The sequence below is a fragment of the Streptomyces sp. CA-181903 genome, assembly GCF_050937075.1.
Classification (GTDB): Bacteria; Actinomycetota; Actinomycetes; order Streptomycetales; family Streptomycetaceae; genus Streptomyces.
This window is the reverse complement of record NZ_JBNJLY010000001.1, coordinates 2,475,432-2,496,710: the sequence shown is the minus strand read 5'-3', so window position 1 is coordinate 2,496,710 and position 21,279 is coordinate 2,475,432. Positions and strand designations below refer to the sequence as shown.

Here is a 21,279-nt window from a genome sequence, read left to right as displayed (position 1 = left end):
GATGTGACCGCCGTCGCACGAGGGGCGCCGGGGCCTCAGACGCGTACGTCGTCCGTGGAGCCCGAAGTGCCCGGAGTGCCGGGGTCCGTCAGCGTGCACCGCTCCTCGTCGAGGGCCTTCCTCCGGGCGCGGGATCCGGCCAGGGGCGCGGCGACGGCCGTGAGGGCGACGAAGACGCCGATGGCCATCAGGACGATGGTGGCGCCCGGCGGCACGTCCACGTAGTACGAGGTCGTGGTGCCGGACAGGGTGACCAGCACCCCGATGCCCATGGACAGCGCCAGCGTGCTGGCGAAGCTGCGGGCGATCTGCTGCGACGCGGCCACCGGGATCACCATCAGGGCGCTTACCAGCAGCAGCCCGACCACCCGCATGGCGACGGTGACCGTCAGCGCGGCCGTGACGGCGACCAGCAGGTTGAGCAGGCGCACCGGGAGGCCGGTGACGCGGGCGAACTCCTCGTCCTGGCAGATGGCGAAAAGCTGCCGTCGCAGGCCCAGCGTGGCGAGGATCACAAAGGCGCCCAGGACGCAGATCGCGACGATGTCCTGCCGCGAGACCGTGGTCAGCGAACCGAAGAGGTAGGTGACCAGGTTGGCGTTGGAGCCGTTGTCCGAGAGGTTGATCAGCATCACGCCGCCGGCCATGCCGCCGTAGAACAGCATGGCGAGGGCGATGTCGCCGCGGGCCTTGCCGTAGGAGCGGATCAGCTCCATCACGACGGCGCCCACCACGCACACCGTCGCGGCCACCCACACCGGACTGGTGTGGAGCAGGAAGCCCAGGCCCACGCCGGTGAGGGCGACGTGGCCGATGCCGTCGCCCATCAGCGCCTGGTGGCGCTGGACGAGGTAGATGCCGATCGCGGGGGCGGTGATGCCCACGAGGAGCGCGGCGAGCAGTGCGCGTTGCATGAACGCGGCGTCGAGGATCTCCATCAGCTCAGCAAACCTGTCCGAGTCGGTTCCGCGGCCGGGTCGGCGTGCGGGTGTACGTGGTCGTGGCCGGGGAGCGCGTGCTGGCCCACGGCCTCGGGCGGCGGCCCGTCGTGGACGACGCAGCCGTCCCGGAGGACGACCGCCCGGTCGATGAGGGGCTCCAGCGGCCCCAGTTCGTGCAGGACGAGCAGGACGGTGGTGCCGCGGGCGACCTCCTCGCGGAGGGCGTTGGCCAGCACCTCCTGGCTGGCGAGGTCCACGCCGGCCATCGGCTCGTCCATGATCAGCAGTTCGGGTTCGACGGCGAGCGCGCGGGCGATCAGCACCCGCTGGTGCTGGCCGCCGGAGAGGGCGTTCACCGAGTCCTTGAGCCGGTCCGCCATGCCGACCAGCTCCAGCGCCTTCACCACGGCGTCGCGGTCGGCGCGGCGGCTGAACCCGAGCTTCGTCCGGGCCAGCCGTCCGGCGGAGACCACCTCGCGCACGGTCGCGGGGACGCCGGCCGCGGCGGTGGTGCGCTGCGGTACGTACCCGATCCGCGCCCAGTCGCGGAAGCGGCGCTTCGGCGTGCCGAACAGCTCCAGCTCACCGCCGGTCAGCGGGACCTGGCCGACGATCGCCCGGACCGCCGTGGACTTCCCGGAGCCGTTGGCGCCGAGCAGCGCGACGACCTCGCCGCGCCGGACCTCCAGGTCGACCCCGCGCAGGACGGGCCGCGCGCCGAGCGACGCGGTCGCCCCGCGCAGGGATATGACGGGCTGCTCGGGCCGTTCGGTCTGTTCCATGTCCGCCTCCTCGGGGGTGCGCGCGTCGGGCGCCGACGTGCTCTGGGTGCCGGTCTCCGTCCGCGTGCTCACTTCGCACCGAGCGCTTTCCGCAGGGCCGCCAGGTTGGACTCCATGACCTCGAAGTAATCGTGTCCCTTGGAGTGGTCCGTGATGCCCTCCAGCGGGTCGAGGACGTCGGTCCGCAGGTTGAGGTCGCCGGCGATGGTCCTGGCGGTGGCCGGGCTGGCGATGGTCTCGAAGAAGACCGTGTTGACGTGGTGGTCCTTCGCCAGCTTGTGCAGGTCCTTGATCCGCGCCGCGCTGGGCTCGGCCTCCGGGTCGACGCCGCTGACGGCCTCCTCGGTGAGCCCGTAGCGCTCGGCGAGGTAGCCGAAGGCGGCGTGGGTGGTGATGAAGGTGTCGGAGGCGCGGTTCCGCAGGCCGTCCGCGAACTTCGTGTTCAGGTCCTTGAGGCGGGACACCAGGATGTCGGTGTTCTTCTGGAAGATCTCCCGGTGGTCCGGGGCGGCCTTGGCGAGGGTCTTGTTCACGCCCTGGGCGACCTCGGCGTACTTCACGGGGTCGAGCCAGATGTGCGGGTCGGCGGTGCCCTCGTGGCCCCCGTGGTCGGCGTGGGCGCCGTGGTCGTGGCCGTCGACCTCGTCGCCGTGGGACTCCATGGTGGTGAGGGAGGCCGCGTCGGCGACGTTCTTCGCGCCGGACTGCTTGATCGCCTCGTCCACGGCGGGCTGGAGCCCCTTGAGGTAGACCACGGCGTCCGCCTTCTCCAGGGAGGCGACCTGCCGGGGCTTGAGCTCCAGGTCGTGCGGTTCCTGTCCGGGCTTGGTGAGGCCGGTGACGTGGACGTGGTCCCCGCCGATCTGCCGGACGAGGAACTCCATCGGGTAGAACGACGCCACGACGTCCAGCTTGCCGTTCTTCGCCCCCGTCTGCTCGTCGGAGGCACAGGCGGAGAGCGTGCCGAGACCGAGCGCCGCCGCCAGGGCGACGGCGATCCCGGATATTCGGGGGGACCGGGAGGCGGGGCGACGAGGGTTGTCGTTCATGACACTCATTTTCAACGAAAATGGAAACGATTGTCAACAAGAGCGGTCGCGGGATGGTCCGGAGAGTGGTCGTAGGACGGCCCGGGGGATGGGCCGGGGGACGGGCCGGCGGGCCGGTGGCCGGTTGACGAGCGGTCGGGGCGGGACCGATTTGATGAGAGGGGGTGCCGCGCCGGTAACCTGAAGCATTCGCTGTTCATCGTCGCAATGAAGAGAGCACCGTGGCCGCCGAGAAGATCGACACCATCGTCAGCCTGAGCAAGCGCCGTGGCTTCGTCTATCCGTGCAGTGAGATCTACGGCGGTCAGCGTGCCGCCTGGGACTACGGGCCGCTCGGTGTGGAGCTCAAGGAGAACATCAAGCGCCAGTGGTGGCGTTCCATGGTCACCTCGCGCGACGACGTGGTCGGTCTCGACTCGTCGGTGATCCTGGCCCGCGAGGTGTGGGAGGCGTCCGGTCACGTCGCCACCTTCACCGACCCGCTGACCGAGTGCACCTCCTGCCACAAGCGCTTCCGTGCCGACCACCTGGAGGAGGCGTACGAGGCCAAGCACGGCCGCCTCCCCGAGAACGGCCTCGCCGACCTCAACTGCCCGCACTGCGGCAACAAGGGCGGTTTCACCGAGCCCAAGCAGTTCTCCGGCCTGCTCTCCACCCACCTCGGCCCGACGCAGGACAGCGGCTCGGTGAGCTACCTGCGCCCCGAGACCGCGCAGGGCATCTTCACCAACTTCGCCCAGGTGCAGCAGACGTCGCGCCGCAAGCCGCCGTTCGGCATCGCCCAGACCGGCAAGTCGTTCCGCAACGAGATCACGCCGGGCAACTTCATCTTCCGCACCCGCGAGTTCGAGCAGATGGAGATGGAGTTCTTCGTCAAGCCGGGCGAGGACGAGCAGTGGCACGAGTACTGGATGGAGCAGCGCTGGAGCTGGTACACCGGCCTCGGCATGCGCGAGGAGAACATGCGGTGGTACGAGCACGCCGCCGAGAAGCTCTCGCACTACTCCAAGCGCACCGTTGACATCGAGTACCGCTTCAACTTCGGCGGCACCGAGTTCTCGGAGCTGGAGGGCCTCGCCAACCGCACCGACTACGACCTCAAGGCCCACTCCGCCGCCTCCGGCCAGGACCTGTCGTACTTCGACCAGGAGGCCGGCGAGCGCTACTTCCCGTACGTCATCGAGCCGGCGGCCGGTCTGAACCGCGCCATGCTCGCCTTCATGCTCGACGCGTACGTCGAGGACGAGGCGCCCAACGCCAAGGGCGTCATGGAGAAGCGCGTCGTCATGCGCCTCGACCCGCGCCTGGCCCCGGTCAAGGTCGCCGTCCTCCCGCTGTCCCGCAACCCGCAGCTCTCCCCGAAGGCCAAGGGCCTCGCGGCGGACCTGCGCAAGCACTGGAACATCGAGTTCGACGACGCCGGCGCCATCGGCCGCCGCTACCGCCGCCAGGACGAGATCGGCACGCCGTTCTGCGTCACCGTCGACTTCGACACCCTGGACGACAACGCGGTGACCGTGCGCGAGCGCGACACGATGAAGCAGGAGCGCGTCTCCCTCGACCAGATCGAGAGCTACCTGGGCGGCCGCCTCCTCGGCTGCTGACGTCGCCGGTCCGTACCCGGAGGCCCCGTCCCCCGCGCGCTCGGCGCGGGGACGGGGCCTCCGGGCTGTCCGCGCTCCGCTGCTCGCCCGCTCTCGATCACTCCGCCGCGAGTTCCTCGTGAAGATCGGCGAGGGCGGTGTGGTCGTCCTCGGTGCCGGTGTGCGGGGCGGTGAACCAGCGGAGGTACTCGTCGATCTCGGAGAGGCGCCAGTCGAGGGTGAAGAGTTCGAGCATGGCCGGGTCGGCGCCCGCGCGGCGCGTCGGCGGCAGGTCCGTGTGGTCCCGCTCGCGCGGGGCGAGGGCCAGCGACTCCCAGTCGACCAGGCGGAGGCCGAACGCGCCGACGAGCTGGTTGTCGTGGTGCGGCTCGCCGTGGGTCGGCACCCAGCTGTCCCGGCGGGAACGGGCCAGGTCCGCCAGCTCGTGGTAGCGGGCCGTCCAGCGCGCGATGGCGGCCGAGCGCGCCCCGATCGCCGTCCTGGCCTCCTCCGCCAGCGGCCCGGACGTCCACGGCCGGGCCGTACGGTCCCGCACGTCCTCGGCGAACCCCGGCCCCACCCGCGGGGCCCAGGACCGCAGTCCTTCCGGAGGCGCGGCACCGTGCAGCGCGGCGAGCGCCTCGACGACCCTGCCGACGTGCTCCGGGCGCCCGGCCTCCTCCTCGCCGGGCGACCGGCCGTCCAGCCACGGCGTCACGCTCAGCGCCCCGCCGCCCACGCCCACGGTGAACCGCCCGCCACGGGCCCGCAGCGGCGCGCACACCACCTCCAGCCCGCCACCGGCCAGCGCGGCGGCCCCCGCGTAGGCGGCCTCCAGCGACCCGGCGGTATGACGCGGCTCCAACCGGTCGAGCGTGACGAACAGCGCCGTACCGTCGCCGGCCGTCACACGCCAGTGGTAGGCGCCGAACCCCCAGGGCAGGTAGGCGACTTCGACCGGGCCGGGCAGGGACCAGTGCGTGGTGACCACGTCGGTGACGGTGTGGTCGTCGATGAAGGAGGGTCGGGAGAGCACGGCAGCCGATCCTAGGCGGGGCGCGGGCCTCCGTCACGGGATTTCGGCGCGGGGCGTCCGCCCTCGATGCCCGTCGTCTTCACCAAGTGGCAGTGTCCACCTCGCAGTCGAAGGGCGCGGGGACGTACACCTTGTCGCCGAACTTGACCTGGGTGTGGGCCCGGTAGCCGCGGTCGGGCGTGGGGTCGTGGTAAACGGTGACCGCCTTGACGGCCATGTCGATCAGGACGTAGACGGGGACGCCGCCCCGGCCGTAGACCTCCACCTTGTCGGTGAGGTCGAACGCCCGTGTTGACGATGACGTCACTTCTCCGACCAGGGAGAGGGCCTCGCCCGGCAAGAAGATGCTCTCGACGTCGATGAGGGCTTCGTCGGCCACGTGCAGGTCGGGCCCGTAGCCTCGCTCTTGTTCGGGGAAGCGGAACAGGCAGGGTTCGGTGCCCACTTCATGCCCTTCCGGGGCGTGCGGCCTGAGCTGGCGCTCCAGGCTGCGCATGGCACGCAGATAGCGCCCCTGGGACCACGGCGACATGATGATTTTCCCCCCGATGATCTCCACGCGATACCCGTCGGGCAGGCTGTCGTTGACCTGCTCCAGATCGCGGCAGAGCTGCTCGAAATCGGCCTTCGGCTCCTCCCCGTCCCCACCGCCGTGTATCGACTGGAGCGCCTCGTGCGGAATGTCCACCATGGTTGCCATCATGCGCCTCCCCTGACGAGTAAGCCGTTCACTACACACCGTAGCGGGCCCCACTGGCAAGGGAGGCCGTGCGGTCTTCGTGCCCGGTGCATCCGCCAGAGGCCCGACGGCAGCACCGCGAGCGGTACGGCGTGCGCCGCCAGGGCGATCCAGCGGGGGCTGGGGGGAGAGGAGTGGAGGCATCCGCGCACCCGTCGGCACGGGCGACGGTCTTCGCCGCGCAGGTGGGCGTCTCTGCCGGAATCACGGCTGCCTTCCGAACGGCCCGGTCGAGACGCCTGAACGGAGTGGGCGACGCGCCTGAACAGCGGGGTCGATACGTCGAGGCCCGCGGAGCGCGACGTGCTCCGCGTCCCCCCATGGAATCGTCCGGGGCACCCGCCTGGCTGAGTCGTCGTCCATCCGAGGGCGGGCGGGGGCGGGCGCGTCATCCCACATCGAGACCGGGTGCTGGTGCACGGAACGTGCGGCCGGGCGGGGCAAAGCCTGCCGCGTCGCCTTCCGGCAGGCGGAATCCGCAGGGGCGGAGTGATCGGGCACACTGTGCGGATGCCTCAACTGATCAGACCCGATGTGCGCGTTCACGCCTCGTTCGTCGAGGCCATGGCCGAGTTCCGAGCGGAGGGGCGGGGGTTCCCGAGGACGAATCGATGGTCGGCAGGGACATCCTGCGGTACCACCCACGGTGGCGGGACCCGCAAGTCTTCGCGGGTTATGTGGAGTCGGTGATCGCCGACGCGCGCGAAGACACGCCGCGACCCGAGGGCCGCGTCCCCGCCACCACCCTCTGGTACGTCGACGGTGACGCCTACCTCGGACGGATCGCCGTCCGCCACCGGGCCACCCCGCGCCTGCTGGAATGGGGAGGCCACATCGGATACGACGTCCGCCCCTCCGCGCGCCGGCGCGGGCACGCCACGGCGATGCTGCGTGCCGTCCTGCCCGTCGTCGCCGACCTGGGCATCGACCCGGTCCTGGTCACCTGCGACCCGGACAATACCGGCTCCCGCAAGGTCATCGAGGCGTGCGGTGGCGCCTTCGAGGACGAACGGTCGGGCAAACTGCGGTTCTGGATCCGCACCGGCTCGGACCGGGCGAGTGCCGTGCGGTAGCGCGGTGGTATCCGAAATCGCCACCTTGTCCGGACGATGCGGCGCGAGCCGCAAGCGGTGGGGTGTGATGAAGCTGCCGGGGCGCATGAGGTGATTGACAGGTCAAGTGTGTGCGAATCGCGACCAGTTGGGTTCCACTGGGGTGCTCGCACGGCCCACCCGCCCGCGTAATGGGCCTGCGCCCTTACCTCCTGCGGCTCGCCTCGATCGACAGGGCGGTTGCCAGGCGGACGGCGGCCCCGGACGACGAGCCGTGGAACGCAGCCTCGAAGAGCGGCCTGTTCGCGTCTTCGACGGGCGTGAGCGAGCCCTGTCCATCGGCGGCCGGAGGCGAAGTGCCGGGCCCGTGCGCGGTGGAGGCCCTGGACCTTCCGGGCCGCCGGCGCCCCCGCCCCGGATTGCGCCGGTTGCTTTCTTCCATCGCACTGGCCTTGGCGCACGTCACGGCAGGCCACCCGGCGACCTCCTTACGGCACTCGGCGACCAGGCCGAACGCGTCGGCGGCGGGCGTGCACAACGCCGATTCCTTCAGGACGCGCCCGCCCACACCCCTGCCGTGGCCGGTTCGCCTCGTCCGCACCCGCGCACTTGATGTGCCCTCCTGCCGGCGCCACACCTGCGAAGGTCTCCTTCTCGCTGAGTGGTCAGGCGTCCCGGGCGGCTCCGCCACCAGGCCCGGGGCTGTGCAATCGACGGCGTGACGAGCATGCCGACTTGTCGAGCCGGCGGGCGAGGCGCAGGTGGGCGCGGCACCGTCTCGCCCGTAGACGGCGTACACCGTCAGTGGACGATCGACACGATGCGGCAGGCGGCCTCGGCCAGGGTGTGGTCACCGGCGATGCGGGCGCGGGCCAGGGCCGTGCCCGGTTCGATGCCCCGGGTGCACAGGCGCCAGGCCGTCTCCGTGTCCAGGCGGAGCAGCGCGGCCGGACGGCCGGCGTCCGGTTCGGCAAGTGACCAGCGGGTCCCGGTGGCCGTGGCTGTGGCCGTAGCCGTCCAGGCGCCGCCCGCCGGACCGTCGACCTCCACCCGGACCTGCGTGCCGGGCGGCGCGTCTACTGTGCGCAGGGTGTGCGGCACAGCCCGCATGAACGTGTCCAGGGCCACCGACAGCGACCGTGGGTCCGGGTCGGTCGGCAGACCGACGGCGTGGCGGATCCGCCGGCGGTGTGTCCAGAACTCGGTGAGCTCCCGGGCGCTGTCCAGCCACATCGGCGCCGGGTCGATCCCCGGCCCAGGACACCCCCAGTGAGGGTGTGGTGAGGTCGACGGATTCGAAGAAGCGTGTCGTCTGCGCTCCGATCACGTTCAGGGTCTCGGTCAGCGCGGCGGGACTGACCCGGATGAAGGCGGCTACCCATTGCCGGTTGATGCGGTGGGTGAACGCTTCGAGGGGTTCGCCCGGGGCGGGGGCCGGGCCTCCGGCGTGGTGGTCGCGGTCGCGGGCCAGACGTCCGTATCAGTCGCCCAGCAGATGTGCGGCGAGGTCGCGCACAGTCCAGCCCGGCACCGCTTCCTCGTCCCACTCGGAGGGCGCCAGTCCGCGCAGCGTGGCCGTCAGCGCGGCGTGTTCGGGAGCGAGCAGCGGACGGGCGTCGATCGGGGCGCCGAGCCACGCGGGGTTCTGCACGTCTTCGGGGCGGAACTCCATGGCCCCTGCGTGGCGATCGGCCGCCCGTCCGGCCACTGTTTAACGCGGCCGCGCCACCAAACGGACGTCCGGGCCCGAGCGGGCCACGTCGATCAAATCGCAGCGCAGCGTGTCCGCGATCGTGCCGATCGTTCCGCCCTGGAGGGCGCTCTTGCCCCGGCCCAGGAGGGTGGGCGCGATGTACGCGATGACGCGGTCGACCAGCCCCACCGACACGAACGAGGCGGCGAGGGTGGGTCCGCCCTCCAGGAACATGCCGCGCACGTCGCGTCCGTACAGTTCGCGCAACAGCGCCGCGATGTCCAGGCCCTCCGCCGCCTTCGGCAGCCGGACGACGGTCGCCCGGTCCTCCAGGTGCGACGCGTCTGCGCTGTCCGCCACGGCGATCAGCGTCGGCGCGGCGTCGTCGAGTACGCGGGCGCCTCGCGGCGTACGGGCGTGGGTGTCCACGACGACGCGCCACGGCTGGCGCTCGGCCGGTGCGGCGATCTTGAGGTTCGGGTCGTCCTTCGCCGAGCGCACGGCCAGGTGCGGGTCGTCCGCTTGCTGCGTGCCCGAACCCACGACGGTCGCCTGGCAGGCGGCGCGCAGCGCGTGCACTTCGGCGCGGGGCTTAGCGCTGATGATCCACTGGCTGGTGCCGTCCGCCGCGGCGATGCGGCCGTCCAGCGTGGCGGCGTATTTGTAGACGACGTAGGGGCGCCCCTCGACGGTGTGCCACTCGTCGGCGCCGACCAGCTCGCTCGTGTGCATGCGTCTCCTCCGGAGGGGTGGGTGAGGCAACTGCCCTGTGCTCATTCTTCGCTACGGGACGGCCACGACGGGTCGGCCGAGTGCGCTGGCCGGGCGACGGCTTGACGCACGTGTCGCGTGGCGTCGAGCGGAACGCCGAGGCGCATGTGGTTCCGGATGCGCGGGTGATGAAGGCGGGTGCTGCGGGGATCGGGATGGGTATCGTCCTGGTGTCGAGAGCAGATCGGAGTTCAGCATGTCGGAGCACACCGGTGCGCGGATCGCGAAGACGCGGAAGCGTCGCCGACTGACTCAGCGCGAACTGGCCTACCGGAGCAACGTTTCGTACAGCACCCTCACCAAGGTCGAGCAGGGCCAGATGCCGGCCAGCCCGTCCGTGATCGGCGCCCTCGCGCGCGCTCTGTCGGTGCCCGTCGTCGAGTTGACGGGGCAGCCGTACCTTGAAGAGCTGCGTCAGGACCATCTCGACGGGCTGATCAACCCGATCCGTGAGGCCCTCAACGTGTACGACCTCGGCGTGGATCCGGACCTCACCCCGCGCAGTCCGGCCGAGCTGGCCGCCAAGGCCGACGAGTTGTGCATGCTGATCCGGGCCACCGACATCAAGCGGGCGGCGACCGAGCTGCCCTCCCTGATCTGCGAGGCGACCACGGTCGCGCACGCAGGAGGGACGACCGAGGCGTGGCGGACGCTGGCCAGCGGCTACCGCACCGCGTACGACGTCGCCACCAAGCTGGGGTTCATCGACCTGGCGGCGATTGCCCTCGACCGGTTGGAGTGGGCCGCGGAGCGCGCCTCCGACCCGGTGCTGGGCGGCATGCGGCAGTACCTGCGGGCCCTGGCGTACCTCCGGGCCAGTGACTACCGCACGGGAGAGCGGCTCATCCGCTTCGGGATGGCCCGGCTGCAACAGGCGGACCCCGGCCGCGAACGCGACGTCCTCACCGGGCAACTGCACCTGGGAGCCGCGGTGCTGGCCGGCCGGGCCAAGGACGGTGACACGGCCGAGAGCCACCTGGCCGAGGCGGGCCGGATCGCCTCGCACACGGGTCCGGCCGAGAAGGTCCACTGGCTGGCGTTCGGGCCGGCCAATGTCGGTGCACATCGGGTGAGCGTGCTGGCCGAGCTGGACGAGTACGGAGCGGCCGTCGACGTGGCACGGGGCATCCGGCTGCCCGCCGACTGGCCGCGGTCCCGGACGTCCCACCATTACGCCGAGGTGGCGCGTGCGCAGATGTGGACCGGCCGCACGGAAGCGGCCTTCGGCAACCTGCTGGAGGCGCGCAGGCTGGCGCCCCAGCAGACCCGCTACCACCCGATCGTCCGGGAGACGTACTCCGGCCTGGAGTCGGCGAAGCGGCGCATGCCGGAGGACTTCATCAGCTTCGGTGCCTGGCTGAGCGCGTAACCGAACGTCAATGCATGGCCTTGGCTATCAACGGGTCATGACAGTTCCGGCCCTTGCGCGCGAGCACGATGTGACCGCCAACACATCGTCTGTGCGTGGAGTCGAACATGCCACACCAACGAACACCACAGGACCGCGCCCGCAGGGCCGCGCTGGCGGATGCCGCCGTGGGTGGCGTTCCGGCGGAGCCGCCCGGGGCGGCCGGCAACGGGCCCGCGCCCGCGCCCGGTTGCGACGTCTGCGAAGCGCTCGCGCGGCAGCGGGTCATCGCGCGGCGGGACGGTGACTTCTCACGCGTCGTCGACTGCGACGTCGAGCTGCGCAGGCACCCGCACGGGAGGCGGCGGTGACGCAAGTGGACAGCGTGACGCCCGAGTTCGTGCTGACGCGGGACGGCGGGCAGGGGCTGCCCGTCGAGCCGGTCCACGAGTTCCAGTGCCGGGCCTGCCGGAAGACGTCCCGGGCGGGCGAGGGCGACCCCCTGGGAGCCGAGGTGTGGGCGCTGAAGCACACGCGGCTGCACCCGGAGCACCGTACGTACTGCGCGGTGACGACCTCGTTCTGGCGGGTGGACCCGGCCTCCGAGGTCGCCGTCCCCGGGGAGGCGGCCCGATGACGTACCCGCCGCTCCCCATGACGTACCCCACCCAGCGCCACCCCGGCGCCTTGTGGCTCGTCTCCCGGGCCCTTCGGCCGCGCGAGATCCACGAGGAGTGGGCGGAGGGCCGGACGCCCGCGATCGAGATCGGGCGGCGCTTCGACGTGGTCCACCTGCCGGCGGAGGCGGTCGAGGGCGGCATCGGCGCGGTGCGGACGGATGACGCGGTGGAGGCGGCGTTCCGGGCGGCGGGGATCGCCTACGGCGTGGTGGCGACCCGTCGGCGGGACGTCTACAGCGTTCTGGTGCGGGCGGGTACGGCGCGGACGTGGGCCGCCGGGAACGGGACGCGGGCCGTCGGGATCGACGACCACCTGCGGTACCTGCGCACACCGCACCCCGGCCGGCGCCAGGGGCCGGGTGACTTCTGGCTGCTGCCCGCGCCGCACGCGGACGAGGTGCTGGCCGGGGGCGAGGAGGTGCGTGCGCTGCTCGCGCGGCCAGGCGGGAGAGCGGGGAATGGCGGGGCGTCCGTCACGTGGGGAGTGCGGCCGTCGTCCGCGTAGGCGGGCCGATGCCACTTGCTGGAGATCACCTACGCGCCCCACATGCCCGGACCCACCCTCCGTGAACTCCGGGGCTTATTGGCGCACTTGGTGTTCCTGGTGGTGGAGTGTCCCGAGGAACCGTGCGACGGCGATCTGCGGCCCGGCGACGTCGCGTTGCGCTTCCGGCCGCTCGGGCCGCTGGACGGCAGCGGGCTGGACCCCGTCGTGGAGGTGCGGTCGAAGTGGTCCGCGAGCCGGGCCGCCCACCGTCAGGAGCGGGGCGACCGGCTGTGCGCCGGCGTCCGGTCGGCGAGCGGGTCGCGGAATGTCGGTGTCTATCTGTCGCTGCCGGCCGCGACTTGGGCGCCGGGGGATTGAAGGGCGCGCACGGCACGGCGTCAGGCGCGGTGCCGCACGCCCTGCACTCGTCGGCCCCGGCCTCATCCGGGACGGTGCGCGCGTGTTGTCGTCCGTCGGGTGCGGGCGAAACGCGGTGGCGGCGGGGCGGGTACGGCGGGTACGGCGCGGTGTGCGGGACGGGGTGGTCCGCGCGGTGCGGTGGCCGCGTACCCGCCGTACCCGCCCGCCGTACCTGCCGTTCCCGCGCCGCCCGTAGCCGTCACGCTTCGCGCGCGTACGACCCCAGGCGCTCCGCGAGCGCGGCGACGAGGTCACGCAGTGCGTCCGGGCGCTCGACGACGAACGGCCGGTCGAGTGAGGCGAGTACCGGAGGCAGCCAGTCGAGCCGCTCCACCCGCAGCTCGACGCGCCGCCAGCGCTCGGCCGCGCGATCCCCGTCCGCCTCCGGCCCGGCCTCGTCCAGGACGGCGACGGAGGCGGGCAGACGGGCGCGGATCCGCTCGACCGTTGCGTGGATGCGCAAGGTCACCTCATGCCGGTACGCGGCCGTGGCGAAGCCCGACAGGACCCGTTGGGCCGGGCCGGGCCCCGTGGGCGCCGGGAACGAGCCGGGCAGGGTCCGCGCGTCCGTGACGCGGTCGAGCCGGAGGGTCCGGTCCTCGCCGGTCCGGGGGTCCTCGCCCGTGACGTACCACCGGCCGGCGTGGGCGACGATCCCGTACGCGTGCAGCGTGCGTTCGCCGCGCCGCCCGTCGCGGTCGGTGTAGCCGATCGAGGCCGGCCGGCGGTGCCGCACCGCGTCGGCGAGGGTGAGCAGGATCCCGGCGTCAGGGGTGGCGAACTCGCCGGGCCGGTCGGTGAAGTCCAGGGCTTCGAGGAGGGTGTCGAGCCGGCGGGCGAGGTGCCGGGGCAGCACCCGCCGGATCTTCGCGGACGCCGTCTCGTCCGCCGTGCGCACGGCGGACGTCAGCCCGGTCCGGCGGCCGGCGACCAGGCCGAGGAGCACGGCGAGGGCCTCGTCGTCACCGAGCATGAGCGGAGGCAGGCGGTACCCGGGGGCGAGGCGGTAGCCGCCGTGCCGGCCGCGCACCGACTCCACGGGCACGTCCAGGTCGACCAGCTGGGACACGTACCGCCGCACCGTGCGTCCGTCGACGCCGAGCCGGTCGGCGAGTTCGGCCACGGTGCGGGTGCCGCCCGACCGCAGGAGTTCCAGGAGGGTCAGCACGCGGCCGGTGGGTCGGGACATGCGGCACAACCTAATGCCCATACGGGACCGATTCTGTCCGCTATTGCTCCTAGCCTGCGCGGTGCACGCTTCCGGCACGGCCCTCAAGGGAGATCTCCATGGACTTCGTCTCGATCCGCGTCATCACCGGCGACGTGGCGCGTCTCGTCGCCTTCTACGAGCGGGCCACCGGGGTGCGCGCGGCGTGGGCCACCGAGGACTTCGCGGAAGTCAGAACGGCGGGCGCGACCCTCGCCATCGCGGGCACCCGGACCGTTCCGCTGTTCGCCCCCGGTTCCGCCCGCCCGGCGGAGAACCGCAGTGTGATCACCGAGTTCCTCGTCGACGACGTGGACCGCGCGCACCGGGACCTGGCCGGCTTCGTCACCGACGTCGTCAGCGGGCCCACCACGATGCCGTGGGGCAACCGGTCGCTGCTGTTCCGCGACCCCGACGGCAACCTCGTCAACTTCTTCACGCCCGTGACCCCGGCGGCCAGGGAGAAGTTCGGGCGATGACATTGCGGTGACACTGCGGTGGCGCGCGCGGCGTCAGGCGCAGAGCCGCTGGATGGTGTCCTCGAAGTCCGGGAACTCCCCTGCCGCCTCCGCCAGGACCGCCCTCGCGGACTGCTGCCGCTCCGGGGCGAATCGGCCGGCTGTCGCGACAAGTTCGGGATCGCGGCGTGTGGGGTGGTGGCGTTCCAGCGGGTCGACGGCCTCGCACGGGCCGAAGCCGTCGGCCAGTAGCCAGAGGAAGGCCGGCAGGTCACGGGCGACGACGCCCGTCTCGCCCTCCGAACCGAGGTGCACGACGGGTTGGGCGCTGAGGGGTGCGGCCGGCCGGACGAGCCACGCGGCCGTGAGACCGCCCGACGCGTCCTGGCCGAAGACGCGGAACGCGTCGCCCGTCACCTCGCTGTTGCCCGTCCAGGCCGCTGTTGCCCGTCCAGGCGCGGAACCACGCGGTCGTCTCCTCGGCGGACAGGAACTCGGGGTAGAGCTCGAAATCGATGCCGTCCTCCGCCGGGCCGTAGCCGAACTCGACGCTCGCCAGGGCCTGGAGGAGAGCGGGACCGCGGCCGTCATCCGTCGGCGTCATGGGCACACGCTAGCCGTTGCGGCCGGCGCCGCCTCGGTGACCGCGGGCCGCCGCCACCGCGCACACCGCCGCCAGCGGGAGTTCCGCCGCAGCGGCCATGACCAGGGCCGAGGCCAGGTCGGCGCCCGGGGCGGCCGTCATCACATCGAACCAGGCGTCGGCGACGAGCAGGGTCGCGGCCACCGCGGCCGTGAGCGTGTGGAGGGCGTGCCGGCGTACGGCCAGGACGCCCGTCGTGATGAGGGCGAGGGCCTCCAGCGCGTCCAGCCCGACCCAGGCAGTCGACCACTTCGCGGCCGTCGTCTCGGCCGGCAGGCTCGTGGCGAGGACGAACAGCCAGGGGAGCAGGGCTATGCCGCAGGCGGCCAGGGCGTAACCGAGGAGGCGGGGGCGCGGCCGGGGCGCGGGGGTGATGGGCGGGTGCAGGGGGACGACCTCGGCTATCGTGCCCGGTCGGTCTGACGCGCTCGGTCGGTCCGTCGTGCTCGGTCCGTCCCACGTGCCCGGTCGGTCTGACGCGCCCGGTCGGTTTGACCCGCCCGATCCGTCCGATGCGCCCGATCCATCCGACGCGCTCGCTTCGTCCCACGCGTCCCGTCCGTTCCGCGCACCCCGCCCGTCCGTCGGGCCTCGCCCGTCCGCCGGGCCCGGCTCGTCCGACGCGTCACGTCCGGACCGTGCGGCGCGGGGGAGGTGGAGGACGGTCATCGGGGCTCCGTGGTTCGATCGGCGGGCGGCGGGGTGACGTCTCCAACGATGGCGGCCCGGGCTTCGCCGGTCACTGGCATCGCTGTCCGTTCCGGGGTGGTACTGGCTTCACCCCCGGGACGGGAACGTGTGCCATGGCCTGCGCCCGACCTGCGCATCTACGGTTCTTTCATGCACATGTCCAACACCCTGCGCCGTCTGCTGCGCCCCTTCGAGAACAGCGGCGGTCCGGTCGCCTTCCACTTCTCCGGCGGCCTGATCCATCTCCTGGGGCTGACGGTGCTCGCGCTGCCGTGGCTGTCCGGCGGGCCGACGCGGGCGTTGAGCGTCCTCGCGGCGGTCTTCGGGATGTTCGCGCTGCTCGCGGCGGCCTCGCCCTTGCTGACGACACTGCAGCGGGCGCGCTTCCGGGGCTGGCTGGGGGTGGACATACCCCGGCCGGAGGGGAAGGCGGGGATCCGTTCGGAGCGGACCTGGCGGCAGGTGCAGTACCACTTGGCGATCGGTCCGTTCATCTCCGCCGCCGCGCTGGCGACGCTGGCCGTCGCGGTGGCGTCCGCGGCGGCGGTGAGCGTGTACCTCTGGTTCGGGGCGCTGCCACTGGACTTCCGCCTCTCCCACCGCGGTTACTGGACGCCGGCCGCGTATGTGACCGTCGCCGGCGCGGGCGGGCTGTACGGGTCGGTCTGGCTGCTGAAGGCCCTCGCCCGGCTCGACACGCGCGTCGCCCTGAGCCGCCTCGGGCCCACCCCCGCCGAGCTGCTGGCGCGCCGGGTCGAGGAGGTCACGGAGAGCAGGGCCGGGGTCGTGGACGCGGCCGACGCCGAGCGGCGGCGCATCGAACGCGATCTGCACGACGGTGCCCAGCAGCGGCTGGTGTCGATGGCCGTCAACCTCGGGCTGGCGAAGGTCACGCTGACCGATCTGCCCGAGGACGCGCGGAAGGTCATCGACGAGGCGCACCGGGAGGCGAAGGCGGCGATCCAGGAACTGAGCGACCTCGTCCGGGGCCTGCACCCGGCCGTCCTGGAGGACCGCGGCCTGGACGCGGCCCTGTCCGGGATCGCCGACCGCGCCCCGCTGCCCGTGCGCGTCCGGGTCGACCTGGAGTCCCGTCCGGCGCCCGCGATCGAGGCCGTGGCCTACTTCGTCGTCTCCGAGGCGCTCGCCAACGTCGTCAAGCACGCGCAGGCGTCCCGGGCGGAGGTCACCGTCGAACGGTTCGGGGGATACTGCTCGTGGTCGTCTCCGACGACGGCGTGGGCGGGGCGGACGAGTCGGGCGGGACGGGCCTGGCGGGGCTGGCCAAGCGGGTCGCGTCGGTGGACGGCACCTTCTCGATCAGCAGCCCCGTGGGGGGCCCGACCGTTGTGACTGTGGAGCTGCCGTGCGCGCCGTGATCGCCGAGGATTCCGTACTGCTGCGGGTGGGACTGGTGAAGGTCCTGGAAGCGGCGGGCTTCGAGGTGGCCGCCGAGGCCGGCGACGCGGAGGCGCTGCTCGCGGCGGTCGAGGAGCACCGGCCGGACCTGGTGGTCAGCGACGTCCGGATGCCGCCCGGCTTCACCGACGAGGGCGTCCGGGCCGCGCTCCTGATCCGCCGGCAGTGGCCGGACGTCGCGGTGCTGCTGCTGTCGCAGTACGTGGAGGAGCGGTACGCGGCCGACCTGCTGACCGGCGACACCCGGGGCGTCGGCTACCTGCTCAAGCAGCGGGTCGCCGACGTCGAGGAGTTCATCGACGCACTGCGGCGGGTGGCCGCGGGCGGCACGGCGTTGGACCCGCAGGTCGTCTCCCAGCTCCTGATCCGGCGGCACAGCGATCCCCTCGACCGGCTCACCCCGCGCGAACGCGAGGTGCTGGAACTGATGGCCTCCGGGCGCTCCAACGCGGGCATCGCCGGCCAACTGGTCGTCAGCGAGAGCGCGGTGGCGAAGCACATCAACAACATCCTGGCCAAACTGGACCTGCCGAGGGCGGACGCGGACCACCGGCGGGTGCTGGCTGTGTTGCGGTTCCTCGGGGTGGGGTGAGGGGCGGGAGCCGCACGGCCGTTCACAGTACGTTGCGCAGCACCAGGAACACCGTGAAGAAGCCGAGGCCCGTCCAGAACAGGCCCTTGGCCAGCTGCCATTGGATGACGCGCCCCCGCTCGTACCGTTCCGTCAGCCACGCGCTGCCGCGTAGGGCGCCCGGCCCGCCGAGGCACACCAGGAGGAGGGCGGCCAGGAGTCCGGCGAACCAGCCGCAGGCGTTGACGCGGTCGACCTTGTAGCAGATGCCGATGAAGTCACAGGAGGCGGTGACACGGCGTCCCGGCTCGTAGTCGCGGTCGATGTCGAGGCCGGCCCTCGGGGAGCCGCCGTCCGACGGGCGGAAGGTGCCCGAACACTGCACGGTGTCCGCGCCGCCGCGATGCGAGGACGGAAGGTGCTCACATCGTTCGACCGTGAATGTTCCTCGCGCTCCCAGCAGCCCGGACGCATGACTGGAGATACCGGCGCCGAAGGCGCCGAGGAGCAGCCCGGTGAGGACGATGAGAACGCTGCCGAAACGCACCGCCGCGCCCCGGTTTCCGGACTTCGCCGGTGGGACCGCGCGCCTGCGAGGACGTGTTCTGTGTGCCATGTCGGCCTGCCGCGGGATCAGTCGCCGAGACCGAGGCGCCTGCGCTCGAAGCGCTCACCGGGTGCGTAGCGGCCGAAGCTGCGCACGAGGTAGGGAAGAGCCGCGCCGAAGCCCACGGGGAAGGAGAAGACGACCGAGATGCCCACGAGCAGTACGGCCACGGTCGCGAGCCTGTCCCATCGCTTGCCGAAAGGCGCCGACTTCCCGCCTCCGACGCCGCAGCGATCGATGGTCCGGATGTGCCGCGTGATGATGTAGACCGCACCGCCGCAGAGCGCGAGGTAGAGACCTGCCAAGATGACGGCCACGACACCGTCGGAGACCGCCGACAGGCTGACAAATACCGTCATCACGGCCGTCAGCGCGGTGATGGACAGCCACGTGAGCGTCATCCGGACGCGGTGCGCCCAATAGAGCGCGCCTCGGTGGATCCAGGTGGTGCCGACGAACTGGAGCCGTCTGGGCACGGCACCCGCGACGCGCGGTTCGTGGCGGCGCCGGCTACCCGAAGATGCCATGCCAAGCCTTTTTAACGCCGCCCTTGATGCCGCTGCCCACCTTCTTCGCCGTCTCGACGGTCTTGTCTTTCATGTCCACCAGGTCGTTGTCGATCCACTTGCCCCCCGCCTCCCCGATGCTGTAGCCGATGCCCTTGAGGACTCCATACTTGTGGATCTTGTCGCCCCAGTGGGCGTGGGTGAGTTCATAGCCGAAGGTTCCGACGCCGTACCCCACCGCGACTCCGCCGAGCACGCCGACGGCGACCACGGGATTCGAGGCCGAGGCCCCGACGATCAGGCTTTCCGCACCCGCGCCGGCCCACATGCCCACGGCCGCGGGTGTGGCGTCCCTGGCGAAGGACTCGCGCCAGGACCAGCCCCGCGTGCGATGGTCGTCGTACATCTGCAAGCCGACCATGGCGCCGGTCAGTCCGGTGCTGACGGCACCGAATCTGCCCACCACGGGGCCGGCTCCTCGGACACGGTACTTCTCGGCTATGTCACCGATGGTGACCCGGGCCGTCGCGCTGCCCTTGACCCGCTGCTGCCAGCCCTGGACGGACGCGGTGCGCAGCCGCTGCTCGCTCAGTGCGGCTCGGGCGGAGCGGCGGTCCGCGAGCATCTTGTCCCAGGCGCCGCTGTTCTTGGGCAGCTTCCGTGCCTGCCGCTTCAGGTCCTTGACCTCTTGCCTGAGCTTCGCCAGCTTCTGGGCGCTCTCCTGAGTGAGGGCGGCGGGTGTGGTGTAGAGGCCGCGCAGGATCTCGGCCCAAGTGAAAGAGTCGGCGCCGTTGAGCAGGTTCGGGTTGCCTTTGTTGAGCATCTGGTCCAGGACGGACCGGAGACTGTCTCCCGCCAAGGTCCGTGCGTCCTGGGCGCGTTGCAGCGCGGCGTCACGGTCCTTCCGGTAGGCGTCCAGGGCGGCCTGCTGATCCGTCGTGCCCTTGGCGCCACCCTGGCCGTCGAGTGTCAAGCCGGCCGCGCGTGCCATGTCCTGGGCATCGCCGAGATCGTGCTTCGCTCGCTCCAACTCCTCGGAGAGGACGGTGACGACATCGGAAACCCGCGACATCGCCTCCGCCAGTGCGGCGCCGATCGTGCCGTCGTGCGCCCATACGGTCTGAAACGCGTCCGCGCCGTCGCCGGCCCAGCCGGCCTCATGGACGACGCCGCTGACCTTCTTGTCGAGCACCTTGGAGGTCGTGTCGTACTTCTCGGTGGCCGACGTGTAGTCCGTGGCGACCTTCTTGAGGCCGGCGATGTCATCCTCGATCACTTCGCCGCCTTGCCCATGAGGTCGGCGAAGATGCCCCGGGTGTCGATGTCCTGGTTCCGGTAATCACCGGCCGCCGCCTGGAGGTTGTGGCCGTGTCGGGTCACCAGCGCGGTGAGCGCCTGGTGGCCGATGCCGAACGCCTCGCTGAGCCGGGCGAGTGCGGAGCCCAGGGCGGCATCGTCGACGCGGGGAGTGGGTGGCGAGGCGAGATGGCGGAACTCGGCGAGGTGCAGCGCCTCCCGGTGGAAGCCCCTGCCCGCGTCCTCTATGTGTTCCACCGTGGCGTTGAGCCGGTCAGCCATGGAGGTTCTCCCGGTGGTGCGCGTGGGACGAGTGCTCCGACGCCGGGGCGGGCGGAGGATCGACGACCAGGCGAGGTATGCCCGCCTCGCCGAGAATGAGACGCAGCGCGCCCACGGGCAGCGCCAGCCACGGCTGGTCCGGTCCGAGGCAGGCGACCAGACGGCGGGCCGAGGTGAAGGCCATCCCGCAGTCGCTCCCACCGGCGGTGCGCCAGGTCTCGAACTCGACCTGGTTCTGGGTCCTCTGCCGGCCGTCCGCCGGGCGGGGCCGCGCCGGCGCGAGAACTATCTCGTCGTCGGCGAGTGCGGGGGTACTCATGGCAACTCTCCTGCACAAGCGGGTCGGTTGAGGCAGGAGAACAGCCTAGGAAGGCGGCTTGCGCCGGTCCATCAGGAGCCCGTTATCAAGATGTCAAGGAGCCGTCAGTATCGGTGTATCAGCCATGCAGCCCGTGCAACACCAGGCCGCAGACCGTGTCGAAGGCCGTGTCGATGTCCGGGTGGGACCACTCGGGCGCGTAGGCCGGGTCGTGGAAGCGGTTGGTGGCGTCCCAGACGGCGCGGGCGGTGCGGTCGGGGTCGGGGAGGGAGAACTCGCCGCTCTCGGTGCCGTCGCGGAGGATGCCGGCGAGCTGGCCGACCATCGTCGCGACGTGCCGTTCGACCGTGGAGCTGTTCTCGCCGACCAGGACCATGTACGTGGCGAACAGCTCGGGGTCGTCGCCCGCCTTGCGGCGCTTGGCGGCGAAGAGGGCGGTCAGCCAGTCGCGCAGGCGGCGTTCGGCGGGGGCGTCGGCGGAGGCGATGGCGGACAGGGCCGCGTGGGACTGGTCGAGCCAGCGCTCCGTGACGGCCTCCCGGAGGGCGGACTTGCTGCCGAAGTGCCGGTAGACGCTGCCGTGGCTGACGCCGAGCGCGCGGGCGACGTCGACGACGGTCGCCTTGGCCGGGCCGAAGCGGCGCAGGACGTCCTCGGTGGCTTCGAGGATGCGGTCTTGGGTCAGGGGCTCGGGCGGCAT

At 71.9% G+C, this 21,279-nt stretch carries 24 protein-coding genes and 2 pseudogenes; 10 read left to right on the top strand and 16 right to left on the bottom strand.

Going from position 1 to position 21,279, the window contains the following annotated elements; translation table 11 throughout:
* Positions 1 to 35: 35 nt before the first annotated feature.
* The 3 genes from ACQEVS_RS11180 to ACQEVS_RS11170 all read right to left on the bottom strand — a co-directional run bounded on the left by ACQEVS_RS11180 (position 36) and on the right by ACQEVS_RS11170 (position 2,772).
* Positions 36 to 938, bottom strand: a complete 903-nt coding sequence (locus ACQEVS_RS11180; protein WP_433018777.1) for a metal ABC transporter permease — start codon at positions 936 to 938, stop codon at positions 36 to 38.
* A complete protein-coding gene (locus ACQEVS_RS11175; RefSeq protein WP_433018774.1) occupies positions 938 to 1,723 on the bottom strand; it encodes a metal ABC transporter ATP-binding protein in 786 nt (261 codons plus the stop codon). The genes ACQEVS_RS11180 and ACQEVS_RS11175 overlap by 1 nt, the downstream gene beginning before the upstream one ends.
* 68 nt (positions 1,724 to 1,791) lie before the next feature.
* Positions 1,792 to 2,772 carry a metal ABC transporter substrate-binding protein gene (locus ACQEVS_RS11170; protein WP_433018771.1) on the bottom strand — a complete coding sequence of 327 codons (981 nt, stop codon included), beginning with the start codon at positions 2,770 to 2,772 and terminating at the stop codon, positions 1,792 to 1,794.
* A 221-nt stretch (positions 2,773 to 2,993) separates the two neighbouring features.
* On the opposite strand from ACQEVS_RS11170, the gene ACQEVS_RS11165 reads away from it, so the two are divergent.
* Positions 2,994 to 4,376 carry a glycine--tRNA ligase gene (locus tag ACQEVS_RS11165; protein ID WP_433018768.1) on the top strand — a complete coding sequence of 461 codons (1,383 nt, stop codon included), beginning with the start codon at positions 2,994 to 2,996 and terminating at the stop codon, positions 4,374 to 4,376.
* Between the two features lie 97 nt (positions 4,377 to 4,473).
* On the opposite strand, the gene ACQEVS_RS11160 is transcribed toward ACQEVS_RS11165, so the two are convergent.
* Together ACQEVS_RS11160 and ACQEVS_RS11155 are read right to left on the bottom strand one after the other, a co-directional pair.
* Positions 4,474 to 5,391, bottom strand: coding sequence for a phosphotransferase (locus ACQEVS_RS11160; RefSeq protein WP_433018765.1), 918 nt, complete (start codon positions 5,389 to 5,391; stop codon positions 4,474 to 4,476).
* Positions 5,392 to 5,470: 79 nt separating this feature from the next.
* Positions 5,471 to 6,082, bottom strand: coding sequence for a Uma2 family endonuclease (locus ACQEVS_RS11155; RefSeq protein ID WP_433018762.1), 612 nt, complete (start codon positions 6,080 to 6,082; stop codon positions 5,471 to 5,473).
* 659 nt (positions 6,083 to 6,741) lie between these two features.
* Here ACQEVS_RS11155 and ACQEVS_RS11150 point away from each other — a divergent pair.
* The gene (locus tag ACQEVS_RS11150; protein ID WP_433018759.1) at positions 6,742 to 7,203 is read left to right on the top strand and encodes a GNAT family N-acetyltransferase; all 462 of its coding nucleotides are present in this window, start codon (positions 6,742 to 6,744) and stop codon (positions 7,201 to 7,203) included.
* Positions 7,204 to 7,983: 780 nt separating this feature from the next.
* On the opposite strand, the pseudogene ACQEVS_RS11145 reads toward ACQEVS_RS11150, so the two are convergent.
* Positions 7,984 to 8,854: pseudogene (locus tag ACQEVS_RS11145) on the bottom strand (maleylpyruvate isomerase family mycothiol-dependent enzyme).
* Between the two features lie 39 nt (positions 8,855 to 8,893).
* A complete protein-coding gene (locus ACQEVS_RS11140) occupies positions 8,894 to 9,607 on the bottom strand; it encodes a RibD family protein (protein ID WP_433018756.1) in 714 nt (237 codons plus the stop codon).
* 235 nt (positions 9,608 to 9,842) lie between these two features.
* Here ACQEVS_RS11140 and ACQEVS_RS11135 point away from each other — a divergent pair, with 235 nt between their 5' ends.
* The 5 genes from ACQEVS_RS11135 (at position 9,843) to ACQEVS_RS11115 (ending at position 12,539) form a co-directional block, all read left to right on the top strand.
* Positions 9,843 to 11,015 carry a helix-turn-helix domain-containing protein gene (locus tag ACQEVS_RS11135; RefSeq protein ID WP_433018753.1) on the top strand — a complete coding sequence of 391 codons (1,173 nt, stop codon included), beginning with the start codon at positions 9,843 to 9,845 and terminating at the stop codon, positions 11,013 to 11,015.
* 107 nt (positions 11,016 to 11,122) lie between these two features.
* Positions 11,123 to 11,365, top strand: a complete 243-nt coding sequence (locus ACQEVS_RS11130) for a hypothetical protein (protein ID WP_433018750.1) — start codon at positions 11,123 to 11,125, stop codon at positions 11,363 to 11,365.
* Complete coding sequence (locus tag ACQEVS_RS11125) at positions 11,362 to 11,631, top strand: hypothetical protein (protein ID WP_433018747.1); 270 nt, start codon at positions 11,362 to 11,364, stop codon at positions 11,629 to 11,631. Before ACQEVS_RS11130 ends, ACQEVS_RS11125 begins: the two co-directional genes overlap by 4 nt.
* Positions 11,628 to 12,179 (top strand): hypothetical protein, encoded by a 552-nt coding sequence (locus tag ACQEVS_RS11120; protein WP_433018744.1) that lies wholly within the window; start codon positions 11,628 to 11,630, stop codon positions 12,177 to 12,179. Before ACQEVS_RS11125 ends, ACQEVS_RS11120 begins: the two co-directional genes overlap by 4 nt.
* Before the next feature lie 42 nt (positions 12,180 to 12,221).
* On the top strand, positions 12,222 to 12,539 hold the full coding sequence (locus tag ACQEVS_RS11115) for a hypothetical protein (protein WP_433018741.1): 318 nt from the start codon (positions 12,222 to 12,224) through the stop codon (positions 12,537 to 12,539).
* A 241-nt stretch (positions 12,540 to 12,780) separates the two neighbouring features.
* On the opposite strand, the gene ACQEVS_RS11110 is transcribed toward ACQEVS_RS11115, so the two are convergent.
* The gene (locus ACQEVS_RS11110) at positions 12,781 to 13,770 is read right to left on the bottom strand and encodes a helix-turn-helix transcriptional regulator (RefSeq protein ID WP_433018738.1); all 990 of its coding nucleotides are present in this window, start codon (positions 13,768 to 13,770) and stop codon (positions 12,781 to 12,783) included.
* A 98-nt stretch (positions 13,771 to 13,868) separates the two neighbouring features.
* On the opposite strand from ACQEVS_RS11110, the gene ACQEVS_RS11105 reads away from it, so the two are divergent.
* Complete coding sequence (locus tag ACQEVS_RS11105) at positions 13,869 to 14,267, top strand: VOC family protein (protein WP_433018735.1); 399 nt, start codon at positions 13,869 to 13,871, stop codon at positions 14,265 to 14,267.
* A gap of 33 nt (positions 14,268 to 14,300) precedes the next feature.
* Here ACQEVS_RS11105 and ACQEVS_RS11100 read toward each other — a convergent pair whose 3' ends face one another.
* Together ACQEVS_RS11100 and ACQEVS_RS11095 are read right to left on the bottom strand one after the other, a co-directional pair.
* The gene (locus ACQEVS_RS11100) at positions 14,301 to 14,663 is read right to left on the bottom strand and encodes an SMI1/KNR4 family protein (RefSeq protein ID WP_433018732.1); all 363 of its coding nucleotides are present in this window, start codon (positions 14,661 to 14,663) and stop codon (positions 14,301 to 14,303) included.
* A gap of 196 nt (positions 14,664 to 14,859) precedes the next feature.
* Entirely contained in the window at positions 14,860 to 15,558 is a 699-nt protein-coding gene (locus ACQEVS_RS11095) for a hypothetical protein (RefSeq protein ID WP_433018729.1), read from the bottom strand.
* 171 nt (positions 15,559 to 15,729) lie between these two features.
* On the opposite strand from ACQEVS_RS11095, the pseudogene ACQEVS_RS11090 reads away from it, so the two are divergent.
* A pseudogene (locus tag ACQEVS_RS11090) lies at positions 15,730 to 16,958 on the top strand (sensor histidine kinase).
* Complete coding sequence (locus tag ACQEVS_RS11085) at positions 16,946 to 17,590, top strand: response regulator transcription factor (RefSeq protein ID WP_433018726.1); 645 nt, start codon at positions 16,946 to 16,948, stop codon at positions 17,588 to 17,590. The pseudogene ACQEVS_RS11090 and the gene ACQEVS_RS11085 overlap by 13 nt, the downstream one beginning before the upstream one ends.
* Positions 17,591 to 17,612: 22 nt before the next feature.
* Here the strand turns inward: ACQEVS_RS11085 and ACQEVS_RS11080 are convergent, their stop codons facing one another.
* The 6 genes from ACQEVS_RS11080 to ACQEVS_RS11055 all read right to left on the bottom strand — a co-directional run bounded on the left by ACQEVS_RS11080 (position 17,613) and on the right by ACQEVS_RS11055 (position 21,279).
* Positions 17,613 to 18,116: a hypothetical protein gene (locus ACQEVS_RS11080; RefSeq protein ID WP_433018723.1), complete on the bottom strand. Its 504-nt coding sequence runs from the start codon at positions 18,114 to 18,116 to the stop codon at positions 17,613 to 17,615.
* Positions 18,117 to 18,202: 86 nt separating this feature from the next.
* Complete coding sequence (locus ACQEVS_RS11075; protein ID WP_433018720.1) at positions 18,203 to 18,577, bottom strand: hypothetical protein; 375 nt, start codon at positions 18,575 to 18,577, stop codon at positions 18,203 to 18,205.
* A 109-nt stretch (positions 18,578 to 18,686) separates the two neighbouring features.
* The gene (locus ACQEVS_RS11070; RefSeq protein ID WP_433018717.1) at positions 18,687 to 19,958 is read right to left on the bottom strand and encodes a hypothetical protein; all 1,272 of its coding nucleotides are present in this window, start codon (positions 19,956 to 19,958) and stop codon (positions 18,687 to 18,689) included.
* Positions 19,955 to 20,260: a DUF6317 family protein gene (locus ACQEVS_RS11065; protein ID WP_433018714.1), complete on the bottom strand. Its 306-nt coding sequence runs from the start codon at positions 20,258 to 20,260 to the stop codon at positions 19,955 to 19,957. The genes ACQEVS_RS11070 and ACQEVS_RS11065 overlap by 4 nt, the downstream gene beginning before the upstream one ends.
* Entirely contained in the window at positions 20,253 to 20,579 is a 327-nt protein-coding gene (locus ACQEVS_RS11060; RefSeq protein WP_433018711.1) for an SAV_915 family protein, read from the bottom strand. Before ACQEVS_RS11060 ends, ACQEVS_RS11065 begins: the two co-directional genes overlap by 8 nt.
* A 118-nt stretch (positions 20,580 to 20,697) precedes the next feature.
* Entirely contained in the window at positions 20,698 to 21,279 is a 582-nt protein-coding gene (locus ACQEVS_RS11055) for a TetR family transcriptional regulator (RefSeq protein WP_433018708.1), read from the bottom strand.